The organism is Pseudanabaena sp. PCC 9330 (genome assembly GCF_055795045.1).
Map to the genome: position 1 here is coordinate 99992 of NZ_JAYFES010000115.1, position 18418 is coordinate 118409.

The window sequence follows — 18418 nt, forward strand, 5'->3', positions numbered from 1 at the left end:
GTGGTGTGCCTTCCGGTCACCGCGCAGCCCCGACGCTATGGATACTCCCCGACTCCACCCCGACACGATTGAAGCGGTGCGCGATCGCGTCGATATTGTCGATGTGGTTTCCCAGCATGTGGTGCTTAAAAAGCAGGGCAAAGACTTCGTGGGCCTCTGCCCCTTCCACGAAGACAAGTCGCCCAGCTTTAGCGTCAGCCCCACCAAGCAGTTTTACTACTGCTTTTCCTGCGGGGCGGGGGGCAACGCCTTTAAGTTTTTGATGGAGCTGAACAAGCGCTCCTTTGCCGATGTGGTGCTCGACCTGGCCCAGCGCTACCAGGTGCCGGTGACGACGCTGGAGCCCGCCAAGCGCCAAGAGCTTCAGCGCCAGCTCACCCTGCGGGAGCAGCTCTACGAAATTTTGGCGGTTACCGTCCGTTTCTATGAGCATGCTCTGATGCAGATGGATGGAGCCGATGCCTTGGCCTACCTCTACGAACGGGGCCTCAGTGACGAAACCATTCAGCGGTTTCAGCTGGGCTTTGCGCCGGGGGGCTGGCAGACCCTCTACGGCTACCTGGTCGAGCAAAAGCACTACCCAGTGGCGCTGGTGGAGCAGGCTGGGCTGATTGTGCCCCGGCAAAAGGGCGACGGGTTTTATGACCGCTTCCGCGATCGCCTGATGATTCCCATTCGCGACGGCCAGAGTCGGGTGATTGGCTTTGGGGGCCGCGCCCTGGGCGACGAAAAGCCCAAGTACCTCAACTCCCCCGACACCGAGCTGTTTGACAAGGGCAAGACCCTCTACGGGCTCGATCTAGCCAAGGCGGCGATCGCTAAAGACGACCGGGCGATCGTGGTCGAGGGCTACTTCGACGTGATTGCCCTGCACGCCGCCGGGCTCGAAAATGCCGTCGCCGCCCTGGGCACCGCCCTCAATGCGGCCCAGGTGCGCCAGCTGCTGCGCTATACCGAGTCCAAGCAAATCTTGCTCAACTTTGACGCCGATGCCGCCGGGGTTAAGGCGGCCCAGCGGGCGATCGGTGAAGTCGAAGAGATGGCCTACCGGGGCGACGTGCAGCTGCGGGTGCTGAATATTCCCGACGGCAAAGACCCGGACGAATTTTTGCGATCGCACTCTGCCGCCGACTACCGCGAGCTGATCGAGGCCGCCCCCCTCTGGATCGACTGGCAAATTCACAACCTGATCAGCGGCAAAGACCTGCGCCAGGCCGACCAGTTTCAGCAGACTAGCCAGGCAGTAGTCAAACTGCTCAGCGACATCGCCAACGCCGACACCCGTACCCACTACGTTCGCTACTGCGCCGAAATCTTCAGCAATGGCGACAGCCGCCTGGTGCCCTTACTCGCTGAAAACCTGGTTACCCAGGTGCGCCGCCAGCGCCGCACAACCTCGTCTGAAGCCCCCACCCGCTCTGCCCCCACCCCTACCCCCAGCGCCAGTTCCCTAGAGCAGGCCGAAGCCGCCCTGCTGCGCATCTTTCTCCACGCTGCCGCCCATCGCGACGAGATTCGCCAGGTGCTCGAAGATCGAGATTTGCAGTTTAGCTACTCCCACCACCGCGCCCTGTGGCGGCAGATGCAGCGTTTGCTGACCGACGCCCCAGACCGCGTTGATCTAGTCGGTCTGCTGCGCAACCAGCTAGCCGACACCGGCCTGGCCACCACGCCCCTGCAAAACCTCATGCACCTGGGCGAAAAGACCAAGCGCGACGTGCTGCGCGCCCCTCTGATCATTCGCGCCGCCGCCGCCTGCATGGAAAAAAATCTCTGCGAAAAACGCTATCGCCACTTTCTTGCCCTGTGGGAAAAGACCGACTGCACCAGCGCCCCCGAGCAATTTGCCGAATATCAGCGCCAGATCTACGCCGAGAAGCGCCGCATCGAAGCGCTTGAAAAAGATCGCCAGGTCAGCTTTGAAGACCTGGCGACCATGCCCTGGGTGGGTGAGCAGTACGACTCGATCGACCGGTAATTGGGGCGATCGCTCAGTGCGCTAAGAAATCCGCCGCAGCACGTAGCTGGTCAGGTCTTGTAGCGCCTGGCGGGCAGCGGAGGGGGGCAGATGCTCTAGGCAGTCTGCCGCCTGGGAGGCATGGGTCAGGGCCAACTCCCGCGACTTGGCGATGCCGCTGCTGCGGTGGATTAGATCGATGGCCTGTTCAAAGTCATCAGCCTCCGAAAACTCGCGCTCAATCAGCGTGGTCAAGAAGGGATGCTCGGCCATCGCGTAGAGCACAGGAGCGGTAAGGTTGCCGCTCTTGAGGTCGGAGCAGGCGGGCTTGCCCAGCACTTCGTCACTACTGGTGAAGTCAAGAATGTCGTCGACAATTTGAAACGCCAGCCCTAGGTGTCGACCATAGTTGTAGAGCTGCTCGACTACCGCCTCTGGCACTTCGCTCAGCACCCCAGCCGCCTTGGCGCTATTGGCCATCAGCGAAGCTGTCTTAAAGTAGCTCTTGTCGATATACGACTCCAGGGTGAGACTGGTGTCAAAGCGGTTGAGCCCCTGCTGAATCTCGCCCTCGGCCAGATCCATAATGACTTGCGATAGCAGCTTCACCACCCGCAGGTTGTCCAAGTTGGCCAAGTACCACGAAGACTGGGCAAACAAAAAGTCGCCCGCCAGCACGGCAATGCGGTTGCCAAAGCTGCTGTGCACCGTGGGTACTCCCCGCCGTACCGCCGCCTCATCGACCACATCGTCGTGCACCAGGCTAGCGGTGTGAATCATCTCGGTGATCTCGGCTAGGCGGCGGTGCTTAGCGGTGATCTCCTGGCCCTGGAGGGTGGCCCTCGACAACAGCAGCACGATGGCGGGTCGCAGTCGCTTCCCCCCCGCCCCAAACAGGTGTTCTGCCGCCGCCGACAGAATTGGGTGACGTGCCCCAATGAGCCCTTTCAAGTTCTGGGTCATTAGGTCAAGATCGGACTCAACTGGCGCAAAAAGGGAAGTTACTGACGTCATGGACCCCGACAAGAGCGGTAAGGTTACGAATTTTTACATATTCTATCGTCATTCTAAGGCAACCCCCGAGGGAGATTATGACTAACCGCTGGGGCTGTTCTCTGCCATTCCTCCCTAGGCCGGGCGTCGTCAGGCTTTCAGGTCGCCGCTAAAACCTTTGACAGCCTGGGATTGCAGCATTTGAGTGCGATCGCCCCTAGGCTTTTCTGGGGGGCGGTGCCCCCCTCAACAATGGGCCAAAAAACGGTCTCTTTTAGCCTCATATTTGCTGCCCACATAGAGGTTCCCGTGATAAGCTAAACATAAGAATTTCTCAAGATAGTAAGTGCAGCCTTCAAGATAATTGATTAGCTGTTCACTTATCGATTCCTTTGAGTGCGGGGCAGGGCTGGGTGGTTTTCCACTGTTTCTCTGGGCGCTGAGCCGTTTCAAATTCACTCTAGCGGGTGGCTTTCACCCTAGATGCCTAGTGGGCAAAAACCTCTTGTTGTAGAAGAGGAAGCTGTTTTGTGCGGTTTGAAAATCGCTCAAAATTTGCGTGCCCGGTGGCGATCGATCGCTTTTGTTCCCCATGCTCTGCCGATTATGACCTATTCTGACTCGTTATTACTGGTTATTCCTACCTTTGCGATCGCCTATCTAGTGCTGGTCTACGGAGCCCTAACCTTGGCTAAATGGGCTAATCGGTCACGGCGTACCGAAGGCTAGACGTCTAGGCCGAACGCGAAGACCTGTGCCCTAGGCCTTGGGGTTGGCGGTCAGCTCCGGCAGGCAAATGCGCTCCACGGTGGGCTGATGGCCCAGCCACTGCACCGCTAGCTGTCTAAATTCTTGGGCGGCCCCGCTGACGTAAAACTGCGTTGACCAAGCCGGAACGCTACTGCGCAGGCCGAGGGCGTCGAGCTCTTGGGCGGCGGCAGCCACCATAGAGATAGCCGGATCGACGTAGCGTAGGTTTTTAGGCAAGATTGTCTTGAGCACCGGGGCCAGGTGAGGATAGTGAGTGCAACCGTAGATCAGGGTGTCAATGTTGGCGGCCTTGAGGGGTTGCAGGTAGGTAGCAGCAGTGTGTTGGGCGTGGGGTTCTCGAATTTGGTTTTGCTCAACGATGGGCACAAACTTGGGGCAGCCCACTTCCCAGACCTGACAGGTAGAGTCAATTTCTTGAATGGCGCTGCTGTAGGCCCGACTGGTGACGGTGGCCTGGGTAGCGATCACCCCAATGCGCTTGCCCTGCAGCGCCGCCGCCTGAGCCCCAGGCCGAATCAGCCCCAGCACCGGAAAGGGAAATTCACCTTGCACCTGGTCAAGGGCCAGGGCCGAGCTGGTGTTGCAGGCCATCATCACCATTTTCACGCCCCGACCTGCCATCCAGGTAAGAATTTGCCGCACAAAGTAGAGGATCTCTTCGGGCGATCGCGATCCGTAGGGCAGCCGTGCCGTATCGCCAAAGTACAGCACTGACTCATTGGGCAACTGGCGATAAATTTCGCGCAGCACTGTCAGCCCCCCTACTCCACTGTCGAAAATGCCGATGGGAGCTGGTTGGGTCGTCAGCAGGGGGTAGTTAAGCCCGTTGCTCATGGGTATTGGTGCCTATAGATAAAAAATAATCTCACTGAGTCTACCGGTTTTTGGATCGGTAGCTAGTTGGTCGGCCAGAAATTTACCCGCAGGTGGTCTTGGCAGGCTGCAACCGACTTGTAGTACGAAGGCAGAGCCTGCCATAGGGTTGCCATAGGTTCGACACACGGGCGCGATATGCGATCGCTATGCTGACAAATGTAATGGTCGCATCCTACTTAGATGCAGACCAATGGGCTGGTTTTGGGTCACCACGAGATCAGTCTACGGTCTAGAAGGGCAGGTTCGGTTTTCCTACGGGGCAAACCCCAATGGGTCTAACAACTCAGTCCGGCAAAATAGATGTGTTGTCAGCAATGCTGCGGCTGGGTGGCAATTGTGAACTGAAGCATCTGATGCAGACCGCCCAAGATGAGTTAGCTACTGTGGGACAGTGGAAACCAAGTCACGTACCACAGCGTCTAAACACACACTACACCTGTAGCACTTTACGCAACTGATAAGTTGTTATACTCTGGAGAGGTAAACTCATAATGGCTTCGAGTTTGTGCTGCTGGGTCTGTGTCGCTCTGAGCCCATATCACTCTGGAGAGATAGAAGAGAGCACTCGTGGAGGAGGGCATTTTAGGCAGAGGAGAGACTTTAATGCTGAACCTGGATACCTGTGGCGCTGATAGTCTGCGCTCAACCTGTATCTCTGCATTGCGAGTGATGAACTTAATCCTGATTGTTGGGGTTTGGCAGAGAAGATTGTGGAGGGACGTATGTTTGTGGTTTGGGCTCGGACTCCCGTGCCAAATGAACCCAATTGCCGTAGGTCGTGCCCCAGGTCAGACAGATCTCTCATCGCAGCTCTAGAGCAGCCCCAGCGGTTAAATAGTAAGGCACTTGACCCCAGAAACTCAAGTCACGTCAGCCTTTTATTGTCAGTATTCACCACAGTTTAGGCCTTTTGGTTTAGGTCAGCTCTATCAGTTTCCATAAGTTTCAGGTTTTGTGTTCCAGCGTTCGCAGCATTGTCAGTGGAGGATAAGGTTAATTCATGGCCAAAACTAAAACCCGTACATTAAAGAGTAAGCCCCTCTACAGTGCCGACGCTGTCAGAACCTACCTCCATGAGATTGGCCGGGTGCCGCTGCTCACCCACGAAGAAGAAATTATTTTCGGCAAGCAGGTGCAGGCTTACATGGCCCTGCTAGAGCAAAAAGAAGGCTTGACGGCCTCCCTAGAGCGCGAGCCTACATCCCTAGAGTGGGCCGAAGCTGCCGGTCTGGCCGAAGATAAACTCAAGCAGACTGTGCTGCTGGGCGAACGGGCCAAGCGCAAGATGATCGAGGCTAACCTGCGCCTGGTGGTGGCGATCGCCAAAAAGTACCAGAAGCGCAACCTGGAATTCCTCGATCTGATTCAGGAGGGCACCCTGGGGCTAGAGCGCGGTGTGGAGAAGTTTGACCCCACCAAGGGCTACAAGTTTTCGACCTACGCCTACTGGTGGATTCGTCAGGCGATCACCCGGGCGATCGCCCAGCAGGCGCGCACTATTCGCCTGCCCATTCACATCACTGAAAAGCTCAACAAGATCAAGCGGGTCCAGCGAGAGCTGTCTCAGCAGCTGGGGCGCGCTCCCAACGCCGTCGAAATTGGCGAAGCGTTGGAGCTAGAGCCCAAGCAAATTCGCGAGTTTTTAGTGCTGGCCCGGCAGCCCATCTCCCTGGATGTGCGCATCGGCGACAACCAGGACACAGAGCTGCAAGAGCTGCTGGAAGATGACGGCATTTCGCCCGAAACCTTCACTGCCCAGGAGTCGCTGAAGCAAGATATCCGCAACCTGCTGTCGGAACTCACTCCCCAACAGAAAGAAGTGATTACCCTGCGCTACGGCCTCGAAGACGGCAACGAGCTGTCGCTGGCCAAGGTGGGCAACCGCATGAATATCAGCCGCGAACGGGTGCGTCAGCTCGAGCAGCAGGCGCTCAAGCACCTGCGCCGCCGCAAGAGCACCATGCACGGCTACATTGCCAGCTAGATACTAGAGAAGGGGCCAAGTTTGGCCCCTTTTTTATTGATTGGTTTATTGTTGGGCCTAAAACTGACCGGTGACCCGCTGCTCAAACTCTTGCCGCACTGACTCGGCGATCGCCAAGGCATCGGGGTAGATGTCGGCGTGGCTTTCTTTCAGCCAGGCGATCAGGCGGGTGAACTGGGCATTGCGCAACTCCAAGTCGGCCTGAAAGATGGAGGCGGTGGCCATGTGCTGAGCGTAGCTGGGCGGGTGTCCCTGCCTGACAAACTGAGCCGTCAGGGCAACAAGGGCTTCTTTACGCACGTCGGGCTGGCTTGAGGCCATCGAAAAGTCCATAGCGGGGGTCTCCCTGGAATAGCACTTAGACGACAGGGCAGCCCGATCGCCTACAGATTATCTTTAGATTGCCCACCCAGTTAGCTCATAGCCCGATGGGCTAACAAAAATTAGTTCTTAGCAGTCCTCGGATTTTTGCAGAATTTGCTGAGCCAGCGCCAAAACCTGAGGATTTCTTTTCTTCACGCCCTGACTTCATCCTGCCCAATCGGTTACAAAACTTCTTGAAAACGCTGTGGGTTGTGGACAGAGTTGAAGCAAATCAAAAGTTTCGCGAGACCGACTGGTTCTGCCCTTTAGGATGCAGAGAGACATGGCTGATGATTTTTTGGCCCTGGTAGTTAATTCGCAAACGCTGATCGCCCGTGCTCGTTGAGGGTGGCGGCGATCGCCCATCTCCCTAGGAGAGTAGCCATGAATCAAATTCCCGCCCCCTTTTGGACCCTCGTTCTCGGCGTTGCGGTCACCCTGATCAGCCTGTGGTATGGGCAAAACAACAACCTATTGCCGATGCAGGCATCAGAACAGGCCCCTCTGGTGGACGATCTGTTTAACGTCATGGTCACCATTGGCACGGCTCTGTTTATCGTGGTGCAGGGGGCCATTATCTACTCAATGATTCGCTTTCGCCAGCCCAAAGGCGACGACACTGACGGCCTGCCGATCGAGGGCAACCTGCCCCTAGAAGCCTTTTGGACGGCCATTCCCGCTGTCATTGTGGTGGGTCTGGGCCTCTACAGCGTGGTGGTGTTTCAAGAAATGGGCGGCTTTTCGCCCGGTGGTCACCACAACCACGGCACCATGGTGGCCATGGCTCCGCAAAAGTCGGTGATCGATGTGGCCCCGCTGCTGGCCCAGGTGCCCGAAGCGGACGTGTTCTCTAGAACTCAGGTCTATGGCTTTGGCGCTGGCTCCCAGAGCTTGGGTAATGCCCCTGACCTGACGGTGAATGTCACTGGCATGCAGTACGCCTGGATCTTTACCTACCCCGACACCAACATTGTCGATGGCGAACTCCACGTGCCCGTGGGTCAGGATGTACAGCTGATCATTGAGGCCAAAGACGTGATCCACTCCTTCTGGGTGCCCCAGTTTCGCCTCAAGCAAGATGCCCTGCCCGGCGAAGCGGCTGAGCTGAGGTTTGTGGCCACTAAAGAGGGCACCTACCCGGTGGTCTGTGCGGAGCTGTGCGGTGCTTACCACGGCGGCATGCGTACCCAGGTGATTGTGCACTCTACCGAGGAGTATGCCGACTGGGTGGCCAGCCGCGTCGCCTCGGCCACTCCGACCACCGTCGTGGCGCAGGCTATAGAAGACGCTACCGACGGGGATTACTTGGCTGCGATCGCCCCTGACCTGGCCAAAGCCCCAGTACAGATCGCCCAGATGGCAACCATGACCCACTAGGCTTTCTGCGATCGGATGGTGGGCACTGCCCACCATCTCACTCTTGGTCCTTAACCATCCCCACATTCATAGCCCTTTAGCAACACTTTATTCATGGCTCAAGCAGATCTGTTGACCCCCATCGGTATTGAGGGTGGCCACGGCCATCCCGATAAGTGGAAGTGGTACGACTATTTCACCTTCAACGTTGACCACAAGGTGATTGGCATTCAGTACCTGGTGACATCGTTTTTGTTTTATCTGGTGGGCGGCTTTATGGCGGTGCTGATGCGCACCGAGTTGGCTACCCCCGATTCAGACTTTCTCAGCCCTGAGCTGTACAACGCCTTTTTGACCAACCACGGCACGATCATGATCTTTTTGTGGATCGTGCCGGCGGCGATCGGCGGCTTTGGCAACTACCTGATTCCCCTAATGATCGGGGCGCGGGACATGGCCTTCCCAAAGCTCAACGCCCTGGCTTTTTGGCTCAACCCCCCGGCGGGGGCGCTGCTGGCGGCCAGCTTCTTTGTCGGTGGTGGTGCCCAGTCGGGCTGGACCTCCTACCCGCCCCTGAGTGAGATCACTGCCAACCTGCCCCAGACCCTGTGGTGTGTGGCGCTGATCATGGTGGGCACTTCTTCCATTTTGGGATCGGTGAATTTCTTGGTCACGATCTGGAAGATGCGGGTGCCCAGCATGAAGTGGGATCAGATGCCGCTGTTTTGCTGGGCCATGGTGGCCACGGCGCTGCTGGCCCTGTTTGCTACCCCGGTGCTGGCGGCGGCGATGGTGCTGCTGCTGTTTGACATTAACTTTGGCACTTCGTTCTTTAAGCCCGATGCGGGCGGCAACGTGGTGGTCTACCAGCACTTGTTTTGGTTTTACTCGCACCCGGCGGTGTATCTGATGATTTTGCCGATTTTCGGCATTATGTCGGAGGTGATTCCGGTGCATGCACGGAAGCCGATTTTTGGCTATAAGGCGATCGCATACTCGTCTATGACCATCTGCCTAGTGGGTCTGTTTGTGTGGGTACACCACATGTTTACCAGCGGCACCGCCCCCTGGATGCGGATTTTCTTCACCATCTCAACGCTGATTGTGGCGGTGCCTACGGGGGTGAAAATCTTTAGCTGGGTGGCAACGCTCTGGGGCGGCAAAATTCGCTACACCACGGCCATGCTGTTTGCCGTGGGCCTGCTGTCGATGTTTGTGTTTGGCGGCCTCAGCGGCGTTACCCTGGGGGCAGCCCCCTTCGACATTCACGTGCACGACACCTACTACGTGGTGGGTCACTTTCACTACGTGCTTTATGGCGGCTCGGTGTTTGGCATTTACTCAGGCATTTACCACTGGTTCCCCAAGATCACCGGGCGCATGCTGAATGAGCCCCTGGGCAAGGTGCACTTTGTGCTCACCTTCATCGGCACCATTCTCACCTTTACCCCCATGCACCAGCTCGGTATGCAGGGCATGCCTCGGCGGGTGGCCATGTACGACCCGCAGTTTGCCGATCTCAACCAGCTGATAACCATTGGATCCTACGTTCTGGCGGTGTCGGTGATTCCGTTCTATTTCAATGTGATCTGGAGCTGGAGCAAGGGTAAAGAAGCTGGCCCCAACCCCTGGAATGCTTTGACCATGGAGTGGACGACGGACTCGCCGCCGATCATTGAAAACTGGGAGGTGCTGCCAGTGCTCACCCACGGCCCCTATGAGTATGGCTCGGAGAGAGCCGATGAGGTTGGCCCCGCTGGCGAGGCCGTAGTACCGAAGCAGCGGTAGGGCAGGCAGTGCCCACCCATCCGCCCTCACACCCATCCGCCCTCACACCCATCCACCCCTTACCCCCACGGACCCTATGCAAGGCACAATCGATTCCACCCCCGTCGTTACTGGCCACGAGGTAGCGGCCCACGAAGAGCACCAAGATTTGCGGGTGCTGGGCCTGATCACTTTTCTGTGCTCAGAATTTTTGATGTTTGCGGGCTTTTTTGCCGTATTTCTGGTGTTTTGGGGCAGCAAGGCTGAGTGGCCCCCCAAGGAAACCGAGGTAGAGCTGCTGCTGCCCGCCATCAACACCCTGATTCTGGTTTCGAGCAGTTTGGTGATCAACCTGGGCACCAAGGCGATTAAGAAGAATGACCTGGCGGGGCTGCGCAAGTGGTTTGGCATTACCACTGCCATGGGGGCGATATTTTTGGCGGGCCAGGTCTATGAATATATGAACCTGGGCTACGGGCTGAAGACTAACCTGTTTAGCAACTGCTTTTATCTGCTGACGGGCTTTCACGGTCTGCACGTGTTCATTGGGCTGGTGCTGATTTTGGGCGTGCTGTGGCGATCGCGCCGGGCCAACCACTACACCGACATCACCCACGTTGGCCCCGAGATGGCTGAGATCTACTGGCACTTTGTCGACGTAGTGTGGATTGTGCTGTTTAGCCTGATCTATCTGCTGACGCTGCTGTAGGGCGATCGCAGCTCAAACGGTCAGCCAGCCTTGTTTGCGGCTTAGTCTGATGCAGAATCTTTAGAATCTTTGGCAGACTCAGCAAAAACCGCTACGGGCACACGCTTGTAGGCCGGAGTGCCCGCCCGAGGCTCAATGTGCGCCTTCATCAGCACATTGGCCTCGGGGTAAAACATCAGCGCCGCCCCCGATCGCACCTCCCCGTAGATAATCTCGATGCCGTCGAGCTGCCCGGCATCGCCCCGCACGCTCACCCGCTGGTGATGCGCGAAGCCCGATCGTTCAGCATCGTTGGGGTTCATCAAGATGCAGTGACGGTGGGGCATCCCTCGGTACTCATCGGCTTCCTTATAGACCACGGTGTTGTGCTGGCCGTAGCTGCGCCCGGTAATCAGCGCCAGCACCAGGGCGGGATGCTGGGTCTCCGGCAGGCCAAAGTCTTGCAGGGTGGGCAGCGTCAGGTCGGGCAGCGGCGTGGGCTGCATTTCGGCCTTCCCCGAGGGCGTGGGAAACTTGGGTTCTAGAAAGATGCGACCGCCAATGGTGAACTCGGCATTGGTATCGTCAATGTCGCCAATTTTTTCGTAGCCGGGAATGGTCTGGGCAATTAGCTGGCGCACGTAGCGGGGATCGTGCAGCCGCCGCCACTGAATTGGGTCTTCTCCATGAATGCGGTGGGCCAGTTCTGCCAAAAAGTCGATCTCCGTCACCAGATCAGCTCCTTTCAGGTGGGTTTTGCCGGGGCTGTTGAGCCGCACAAAGTTGTTGCCCGACTCGACGGTGGTTTTGTGGGGGTTCTCAAAGCGGGCAAACACCGGCACGATGATGGTGTTTTGCCGCGCCAGCCCGTGAAAGTGGCCCTGGTTGGGCTTGGTGGCCAGATAGACAATCGTGTCGATGTTACCGAGGGCGCGCTTGGCCTGGGTGAGGTCGGGGTTGGCGGCGTAGAGGTTGCCCCCCAGACACAGCAGGGTATCGACGTCGCCCGCATCCGCCGCTTCGATCAAAGCGCGGGCGTCGTAGCCCGGTTCACGCTGGAGCGATCGCCCCAGCAACGTCTCCAGCGCCTCGCGAAGGCTGTCTTTGAGATGGGCCGTCACCCCCATCGAGCCAAAGCCCTGCACGTTGGAGTGGCCGCGAATGGGCATCATCCCCGCGCCAGGCTTGCCCACGTTGCCGGTCATCAGGGCGGTGTTGGCGATGCTGTAGATGTTGTCAACGCTGTTGGCCTGGTGGGTAATGCCCATGGCCCAGGCAAAGACCACATTCTGGCTGCTGTGGATGATCTCGGCAGCGGCAACAATTTCTGTCAGTGACAGGCCGCAGGTGGCGATGATCGACTCCCACTCGGTAGCGGCCACCTGATCGATCACCTCCTGCCAATGCTCGGTGTGGGCCTTGAGGTAGTCAAACTGCACCCAGCCCCGCTCTAGCAACACCTTTTGAATGCCCACAAACAGGGCCAGGTCGCTGCCGGGTATCGGCTGCAAAAATAGCGAGGCGATGTCTTCGCCCTGCACCAGCCGCAGCGGGTGGGCCGGGGAGCCAAACTTAACTAGGCCTACTTCTTTGACCGGGTTGATGGCGATGACCTTGCCGCCGCGATCGCGCAGTTCGATCAGCTCATTCATCAGCCGGGGGTGGTTGGCGGGGGCGTTGGAGCCCACCAGCACTAAACAGTCGGCCTGGCGCAGGCTCTCTAAACTGACCAGGGAGGTGCCGGTGCCAAAAACTTTGTTGAGGCTGACCGTCGAGGGGGCGTGGCACAGGTCAGAACAGTCGGCCAGATTGTTAGAGCCCATGGCCCGCACCATGAGCTGGAGCAGAAAAGCGGCCTCGTTGGAGGAGCGGCCCGAGCTGTAGGAGGCCACCCGTTCCGGCGGCAGCGAAAAGCCAGCGGTGGTGAGCTGGTAGATCTCTTCCCAGCTAATGCGCTCGTAGTGGTCAGACCCGGCCCGCCGAATCACTGGAAAGCTGAGGCGACCGAGGCGATCGGCCTCGCGAGAGGTGAGCGCTTGCAGCTCTGCAATAGTGTGGCGATCGAAGAAGTGATCGCCCAGGCCTGGTTGCAGCTCTGAGGAGATGGCCTGCACGCTTTTCATGCAGCGCTGGAGCGGTTCTTCTAGCTCGTTGATAAAGCCGCCATTTTGCCCGCCCGTGCCCCAGGCGCAGGAGAGGCAGGCGCTCTTGTGAAATAGCGTTTTCCAGATTTGCGGCCCCTGGGGCGAGAGGGTTTTTTGTGCCCAGTACTGAATGATCGGCAGACCACCACCGATGGGCACATGGTCTGCCGTAAGTTCGGCGGCAGGAAGCTTATCGGGCAGGTTGCGATCGCTGGCAGCGGTCAAAGAAGCCTGATCCTCGGTCTGGTCGAGTTGGGTCATGGTCAAAGATCTCACAACAGCCGCCGTCTATCACTATAGCGAGGGTACCGGGTGCCAGAAAGCCAGCCAAAAGGTAGAGAGTTGGGGGGTAAGTTGCGAAGAGCGTCCCCACTGCCAGACCGATTTAACCCCTTTGAAGGACGGCAGCTCTTTTTTTGCACGCCAAACTATAGACAAACGTTTAGAACAGGAGGTCTACTATGAACCACCTAACTAAAAGCTTGATTGGCCTTGCTGTTGCTAGCACCACGGTTTTAGGTGCTACCTCGGCCACGGCTCAAATCTTTGAGATTGGCGACCAGGTTGAGTTTGACCTACGAGACAACCGCGACCCAGAGCTGCGGCCAAATCTGTCGGTAGACGACGGCCAGCTCAATATTCAGCTTGAAGAGCAACCCCGACCCGAGACGCGCATTCGGTTTGATGAAGGCAGGGTAGAGTTTCGCCAAGAGCGACCCGAACCCAGAGAACGGTTGAATTTGACTGTTCCTCTGGAAGAAGACGAATAAGCCTGTATGGCTGTTCGATAGTTTAGGGGTGGCCTCGCTAGGCTGCCCCTGTTTTTTAGCCCTCAGTCGGGGCAATGCGGCGGGTCATAACGCTGATGTATTCGCTGCTGCGCCCAGAAGTTTACCGCGATTGCCCGTATCGGTAGTTGAGTTCGAGGGCATTGCAAAAGCTATTGAGGCTGTTGAGCAAAGCATTGTAGTAGGGATAGGCATCGTCTCGCTCAGCCTGAAGACGGGCATACAGGGCCAGCTCTGGCTCTGGAACTAGATGATCTTTGGGAATGTTTAAGCCCGCTGCGGTTAAGCGGGTTGATGCGATCGCAACTAGCAATGCCCCAACGGTATCAGTCTTGCCGTTGCGCAAATCCTTCAGCCCAGGGAAAATTAGCTCTGCTCCTGGTAGCTCAGTTAAGTTCATGATGGCCCCTCTGCTTGCATTTGGTCAGCCTGCTCAATGAAATTTTCGACTCTGCTTTTGAGAGCATCAGGATTAAGAGAAGGAAAGCGAATCAAATCGGGTTCAATGGCCTCAAAGCAATCGCGCAGATTGGCTAATGAGAATAATCCCTGTTCGAACATAGATTGAACGTCGTTAATATCGCGATCGTATCCTCTTGAAAGTTTTGAGAGGGCTTGAGCGGTGAAGTCATAATGGTAGAAAGAAATTTGACCTTTTTTTCCAATGAATACACTCCTCTCACGCCATCCTGGCAGGGGAGGCAGGAAGTCTTGCGGTGAGGCAAGTTCGATATTGATATTGAGGTCTTGTTTGATTTTAGCGATCGCCTGAAAAATGCCTGGGGGTTCGGGGTCTAGGCGAATATCTACATCAACAGTAGAATTACGCCAACCAATTAATAGAGCACTAGCCCCGCCTGTGAAATATATAGAGCCTGAACCACGGGCTTCTTTACCTAAGATGTCCATTAACTGCTCTAGCTTTTTAGGATCAATATTGGAACGCATAGTTTGCACAAAATATGATGAGCTAGTAAGTTAAGTTGAGCTAGCGATCGCGAAGCATCTCCCTTAGGAGAAAACCCAACACCTGCCGCTGAGATTGTTGGGCTTCCTTCGTCAGCCCAACCTACAAGAGAGCTGCGATCGCACTACAGGAGATCTACGAGCGCTCTAATTGTGATACGTTTTTTCTCGACAAGCATCAATAAACAACTCACCCAACTCCGTAAGTATTGTTGATGTTTCTGTCTCTATGTCAATATCGAAATCTACAGAGGTATTAAAATCGGGGTCGCCGCTTGGAATGTCAATACTATGTGTTCCTGCACTAGCCGTATAGACAACCTTTGCCAGCCCAAGCCTAATAATATTGGCCATTTCGAATTCTTTTACATTCTGTTCAGGAATAGATTCAGGGGCTACGATTTCCGCTTTCAGCATGACCTCTCTGTGGTTGAGCGATCTAAGTTCTCTTTCTAACGAGAGAATAGATGACCTTAATTTCCTGGCTTCTTTTGAGAAAACATACTGTCCATCAGGCGACAGACTCGCAAGCTCATTTTTGAGATTACTTAGTTCTACTTGCAGCCCGCTCTCTATACTATAACGATTAGCCAAGAATTTTGAGATTTCATTATTGAGCTCATCTACTCGCCTTTTCTTCTCAATAAGTACCGCTTCCAACAAATTAAACTCATCTTTTGATAATTGACTTAAAATGTACGGGAAGACATGATTCTGAATATTTTGCTGTGAGTCCACCATATTTACAAGCAATGCAGCCCACTTGTCCTGGAGTTCATCATCATCCTCCAATGAGGCATTTTCAAGATAAGGACAGAGTAGCTTGGGCGGTATGGCTTTAATGCTTATGCTGTTTCTCTCACATATTGATTTGGCTTTATTCAAAATTCTAACTTGGTTATTAAAGCGCCAATAAGATATTTGATCTTTGACTAATAAGCCAAGTTCTTCAATTGAAGGCAAGACGAGCTTTTCGGCGAAATTTTTCGCAACATCTATTCCCTTTTCAATTGCAGTGGATGAAAAGTCTATTTTTGTATGATTCTTGTCATCGCTCATGTTTATTTCCGTTTTTGTATATGGCTATATATTAAGCCACGTATCTGCTGGATAAGCCCTCGACGCTCGCTATTATCCATTAGATCTGAGAATGACATCTGATTCTTAAGGAATTAAACATTAGATCTGTGGGAAAAGTTCGACGTTTTGAGATGTCATCCCACAGATTTGAGAGTTCAGTAAGAGGATCGGTGTGTTATCCATCGGAAGTTCTGGACAATACCCTAGCTTCAGGGATTATTCAACGTCTAAACATGTCACCACCTTAACCTTTTACTCAATTAGGTGGAGTAATTAATTTGCCTCAGGCATTACCCCTACGGTTGATGGGGAGCTTTTGTACCATTACTCTTTTACGTTAAGCCGTTCGAGCAGAGCGGTCGTCATACAGAACTCGAAAACTTTGGCGCTGCCGTAAGGTGTTTGCACCACCAACCGACAGCTAACCCCGCAAATCTAGCACGCAGATTGCCAGGCTAGGGAGATCGTACCCTAGTCACTCCAGTTTGCACTTCAACTGCGGGTGGCTAGGGTTTTCGCGTTCTGTTTTCCTCACCCTTCTACCCCTTGCGGGGGACAGGGCTTGCTCACTGCAACCAAAAAAGAAAACAGAACCGATGTTTGAATATCTCGAACCAGACGCCAACGACAACCAAGGCACTAACCAAGGGACCGGATCCCTGCCGGTGCCACCCAGATCTGGAGCCACCAACAGAGGGACCCGGTCCCTAAACCCTGAGAAAGTGCGCCATCTGCTCTACGGTAGCTGGGCCGCCATAGACCGCACCATCAAAATCCTCCACGCCCACGGCTACGCCGAACCCAACGACTGGAGCGACCCTATCCCCGTGCCGCCCAGCAGTGCCGCAGCCACCGATCACCCCAACCAGTGGATGGTGATCATGACCAAGACCCTGCTCATCGAGTAGCGACTCTCAAAGAGACCGAGTGCCTGCCGCTGCAAGCAACGTCTTGGGTCAAGACAACAGGCACCCGGTCTCTAAACGCAAACTGGCACAGCTGTTTGGCAGTTTCACCCCGCAACTTAGCTCTGTGCAAGCTACAGCAAGCCTTTTGCCCCACATTTTCCAGTTTCACTCCGCCATTTGATCGAGGTTTGGCCAAGCCCTCCCAACGCTTAGACAAAGAGAACCCCGGTCTTGGCCAAGACCGGGGTTCTCTTTGTGCTTGTCTAGACAGCGTAGACCTTTGGAACTACTGCTCTAGAGCAGTGAAACGCTCCTTAGGAATCACGCCGTGGATGCCTTTCACAATGTCCACCACCTGCGACACCTCAAAGTCGATATCGGCACTACCGTAGAGCAGTGCATCGGCCTTGGTGAGACCATACTTGTCATTCATGATGCGCAGATATTCGCGCACCGACTTCTTCATAGCTTCGTTGAGGTCAACGTCGAGACCCACCGCAATCCATGAGTCGGCGGTTTCGCCCATGGGGGCAGGTAGCTCCATATCTTTGTGCAGCACCAGCTCAAAGGTGGGCAGCAGAGAACACTCGATCGCCGTCAGCGCCACCTCACCGTTGCCCTGAGCGCAGTGGGGGTCACCCGAGTAAAACAGCGCCCCAGGCACCTGCACCGGCAGATATAGGCTGCTGCCCCGACCCAAATGCTTGATGTCGATGTTGCCGCCGTAGAGGCCAGGAGGTACAGAGTTTACTGCATCTTCCGCCGCCGCAGGCACTACCCCCATCAGCCCCATAAACGGTTTGAGGGGAATTTCTAGATCGGGTAGACCATTGGATGGCTTAAAGATGCCAATCTCATTCTTGGCGTCGATAGGAATAATTTTGGTATAGATAGGCGCGTCGTTTTCGGGATATTCACCGGGCAGGGCTCCTCTACCGTGGCGGTTAGAAATCACGCCGTAGGGGGCTCGATACTCGATGTCGATGGTTTTGATCTCTAGCACATCGCCGGGTTCTGCCCCTTCGACGTAGATCGGCCCGGTGATCACGTGGGGGCCTGGCCCAGACTTGGGCACGGTGCCCTTAATGGTGAGTTGGTCGGGCAAAATGTCTTCTTCTTTGACACCGCCACCAGTAAGAAACGCAACGGTGTCGCCCTGGTCGGCAATGATGCCTTCGTGAGAGACGGTTTCCATACGAATGCGATCGCCCGATTTGACCGTCAAAATTGGCTCACTGTCGGGCTTAAACAGCTCACCCCAGATCACGTTGCCGGGAATGGATTTGACCTCGTAAGTCTCATACTGGGCAGCAGCGGGCGAAAACCATGACGACCAGGCCGTTGCCACCAGCAGACAAACCCCAACCCCGCCCATCACCTGCAACAGCCACCGTGACGCTCTCAGCTGTCGCTTGAGTTGTTTTAACAATTTCATAGAGTTAATAGACCATAAACACCTAAACGACTTCCCAAGTGAATAGGCTTTTATGTACCGCAGTTGTAATCTCAATTACTAATCAATTACTAAAATTTAGACAAACCGCCTTTATGCGCCGATCGCTGCGGTCTGATACAGAATCCGCCTTGGCTAGCACCGGTTGGGCTGGGCAAACACCGTTTGCCCCTACGCAATCCGTCTGTTTGGAATCGTACAAGCCCGGTTCCAAACCGGCCAACCTGTAGGGCGTTGGCGTAGCCTAGCCGAAGGCCTGATCGCTATTCGCCCTGCTGAATCGGGGGTAAGCGAGCAGGATTTGATATTGAAGGGTAAAAATAG

The 18418-nt window shown here is 55.5% G+C and carries 16 protein-coding genes; 8 read left to right on the plus strand and 8 right to left on the minus strand.

Annotation, left to right across the window (positions count from 1 at the left end; translation table 11 throughout):
- Positions 1-37: 37 nt before the first annotated feature.
- Positions 38-1978, plus strand: a complete 1941-nt coding sequence (gene dnaG, locus AC0QKW_RS17815) for a DNA primase (protein WP_473152431.1) — start codon at positions 38-40, stop codon at positions 1976-1978.
- A 21-nt stretch (positions 1979-1999) separates the two neighbouring features.
- On the opposite strand, the gene sds is transcribed toward dnaG, so the two are convergent.
- The gene (gene sds, locus AC0QKW_RS17820) at positions 2000-2971 is read right to left on the minus strand and encodes a solanesyl diphosphate synthase (RefSeq protein WP_473152432.1); all 972 of its coding nucleotides are present in this window, start codon (positions 2969-2971) and stop codon (positions 2000-2002) included.
- A 585-nt stretch (positions 2972-3556) separates the two neighbouring features.
- On the opposite strand from sds, the gene AC0QKW_RS17825 reads away from it, so the two are divergent.
- Positions 3557-3679, plus strand: coding sequence for a hypothetical protein (locus AC0QKW_RS17825; RefSeq protein WP_473152433.1), 123 nt, complete (start codon positions 3557-3559; stop codon positions 3677-3679).
- 30 nt (positions 3680-3709) lie between these two features.
- Here the strand turns inward: AC0QKW_RS17825 and murI are convergent, their stop codons facing one another.
- Entirely contained in the window at positions 3710-4555 is an 846-nt protein-coding gene (murI, locus tag AC0QKW_RS17830; protein ID WP_473152434.1) for a glutamate racemase, read from the minus strand.
- A 1042-nt stretch (positions 4556-5597) separates the two neighbouring features.
- On the opposite strand from murI, the gene AC0QKW_RS17835 reads away from it, so the two are divergent.
- The gene (locus AC0QKW_RS17835) at positions 5598-6581 is read left to right on the plus strand and encodes an RNA polymerase sigma factor, RpoD/SigA family (RefSeq protein ID WP_473152435.1); all 984 of its coding nucleotides are present in this window, start codon (positions 5598-5600) and stop codon (positions 6579-6581) included.
- Between the two features lie 57 nt (positions 6582-6638).
- Here AC0QKW_RS17835 and AC0QKW_RS17840 read toward each other — a convergent pair whose 3' ends face one another.
- Positions 6639-6914, minus strand: coding sequence for a hypothetical protein (locus AC0QKW_RS17840; protein ID WP_473152436.1), 276 nt, complete (start codon positions 6912-6914; stop codon positions 6639-6641).
- A gap of 414 nt (positions 6915-7328) precedes the next feature.
- Here AC0QKW_RS17840 and AC0QKW_RS17845 point away from each other — a divergent pair, with 414 nt between their 5' ends.
- The 3 genes from AC0QKW_RS17845 to AC0QKW_RS17855 all read left to right on the plus strand — a co-directional run bounded on the left by AC0QKW_RS17845 (position 7329) and on the right by AC0QKW_RS17855 (position 10776).
- A complete protein-coding gene (locus AC0QKW_RS17845; protein ID WP_473152437.1) occupies positions 7329-8321 on the plus strand; it encodes a cytochrome c oxidase subunit II in 993 nt (330 codons plus the stop codon).
- Between the two features lie 93 nt (positions 8322-8414).
- Positions 8415-10088: a cytochrome c oxidase subunit I gene (ctaD, locus tag AC0QKW_RS17850; protein ID WP_473152438.1), complete on the plus strand. Its 1674-nt coding sequence runs from the start codon at positions 8415-8417 to the stop codon at positions 10086-10088.
- A 76-nt stretch (positions 10089-10164) separates the two neighbouring features.
- Positions 10165-10776, plus strand: a complete 612-nt coding sequence (locus AC0QKW_RS17855) for a cytochrome c oxidase subunit 3 (RefSeq protein ID WP_473152439.1) — start codon at positions 10165-10167, stop codon at positions 10774-10776.
- Between the two features lie 41 nt (positions 10777-10817).
- Here AC0QKW_RS17855 and AC0QKW_RS17860 read toward each other — a convergent pair whose 3' ends face one another.
- A complete protein-coding gene (locus AC0QKW_RS17860; protein ID WP_473152440.1) occupies positions 10818-13160 on the minus strand; it encodes an FdhF/YdeP family oxidoreductase in 2343 nt (780 codons plus the stop codon).
- A 200-nt stretch (positions 13161-13360) separates the two neighbouring features.
- On the opposite strand from AC0QKW_RS17860, the gene AC0QKW_RS17865 reads away from it, so the two are divergent.
- The gene (locus AC0QKW_RS17865; protein WP_473152441.1) at positions 13361-13669 is read left to right on the plus strand and encodes a hypothetical protein; all 309 of its coding nucleotides are present in this window, start codon (positions 13361-13363) and stop codon (positions 13667-13669) included.
- Between the two features lie 121 nt (positions 13670-13790).
- On the opposite strand, the gene AC0QKW_RS17870 is transcribed toward AC0QKW_RS17865, so the two are convergent.
- The 3 genes from AC0QKW_RS17870 to AC0QKW_RS17880 all read right to left on the minus strand — a co-directional run bounded on the left by AC0QKW_RS17870 (position 13791) and on the right by AC0QKW_RS17880 (position 15712).
- Positions 13791-14087 (minus strand): hypothetical protein, encoded by a 297-nt coding sequence (locus AC0QKW_RS17870; protein WP_473152442.1) that lies wholly within the window; start codon positions 14085-14087, stop codon positions 13791-13793.
- Positions 14084-14635 (minus strand): DUF6036 family nucleotidyltransferase, encoded by a 552-nt coding sequence (locus tag AC0QKW_RS17875; protein ID WP_473152443.1) that lies wholly within the window; start codon positions 14633-14635, stop codon positions 14084-14086. Before AC0QKW_RS17875 ends, AC0QKW_RS17870 begins: the two co-directional genes overlap by 4 nt.
- Before the next feature lie 165 nt (positions 14636-14800).
- Complete coding sequence (locus AC0QKW_RS17880; protein ID WP_473152444.1) at positions 14801-15712, minus strand: Abi-alpha family protein; 912 nt, start codon at positions 15710-15712, stop codon at positions 14801-14803.
- 617 nt (positions 15713-16329) lie between these two features.
- Between AC0QKW_RS17880 and AC0QKW_RS17885 the strand changes: the two genes are divergently transcribed.
- Entirely contained in the window at positions 16330-16641 is a 312-nt protein-coding gene (locus AC0QKW_RS17885; RefSeq protein WP_473152445.1) for a hypothetical protein, read from the plus strand.
- A 286-nt stretch (positions 16642-16927) separates the two neighbouring features.
- Here the strand turns inward: AC0QKW_RS17885 and AC0QKW_RS17890 are convergent, their stop codons facing one another.
- Positions 16928-18076, minus strand: coding sequence for an acetamidase/formamidase family protein (locus AC0QKW_RS17890; protein WP_473152446.1), 1149 nt, complete (start codon positions 18074-18076; stop codon positions 16928-16930).
- Between the last annotated feature and the right edge of the window lie 342 nt (positions 18077-18418).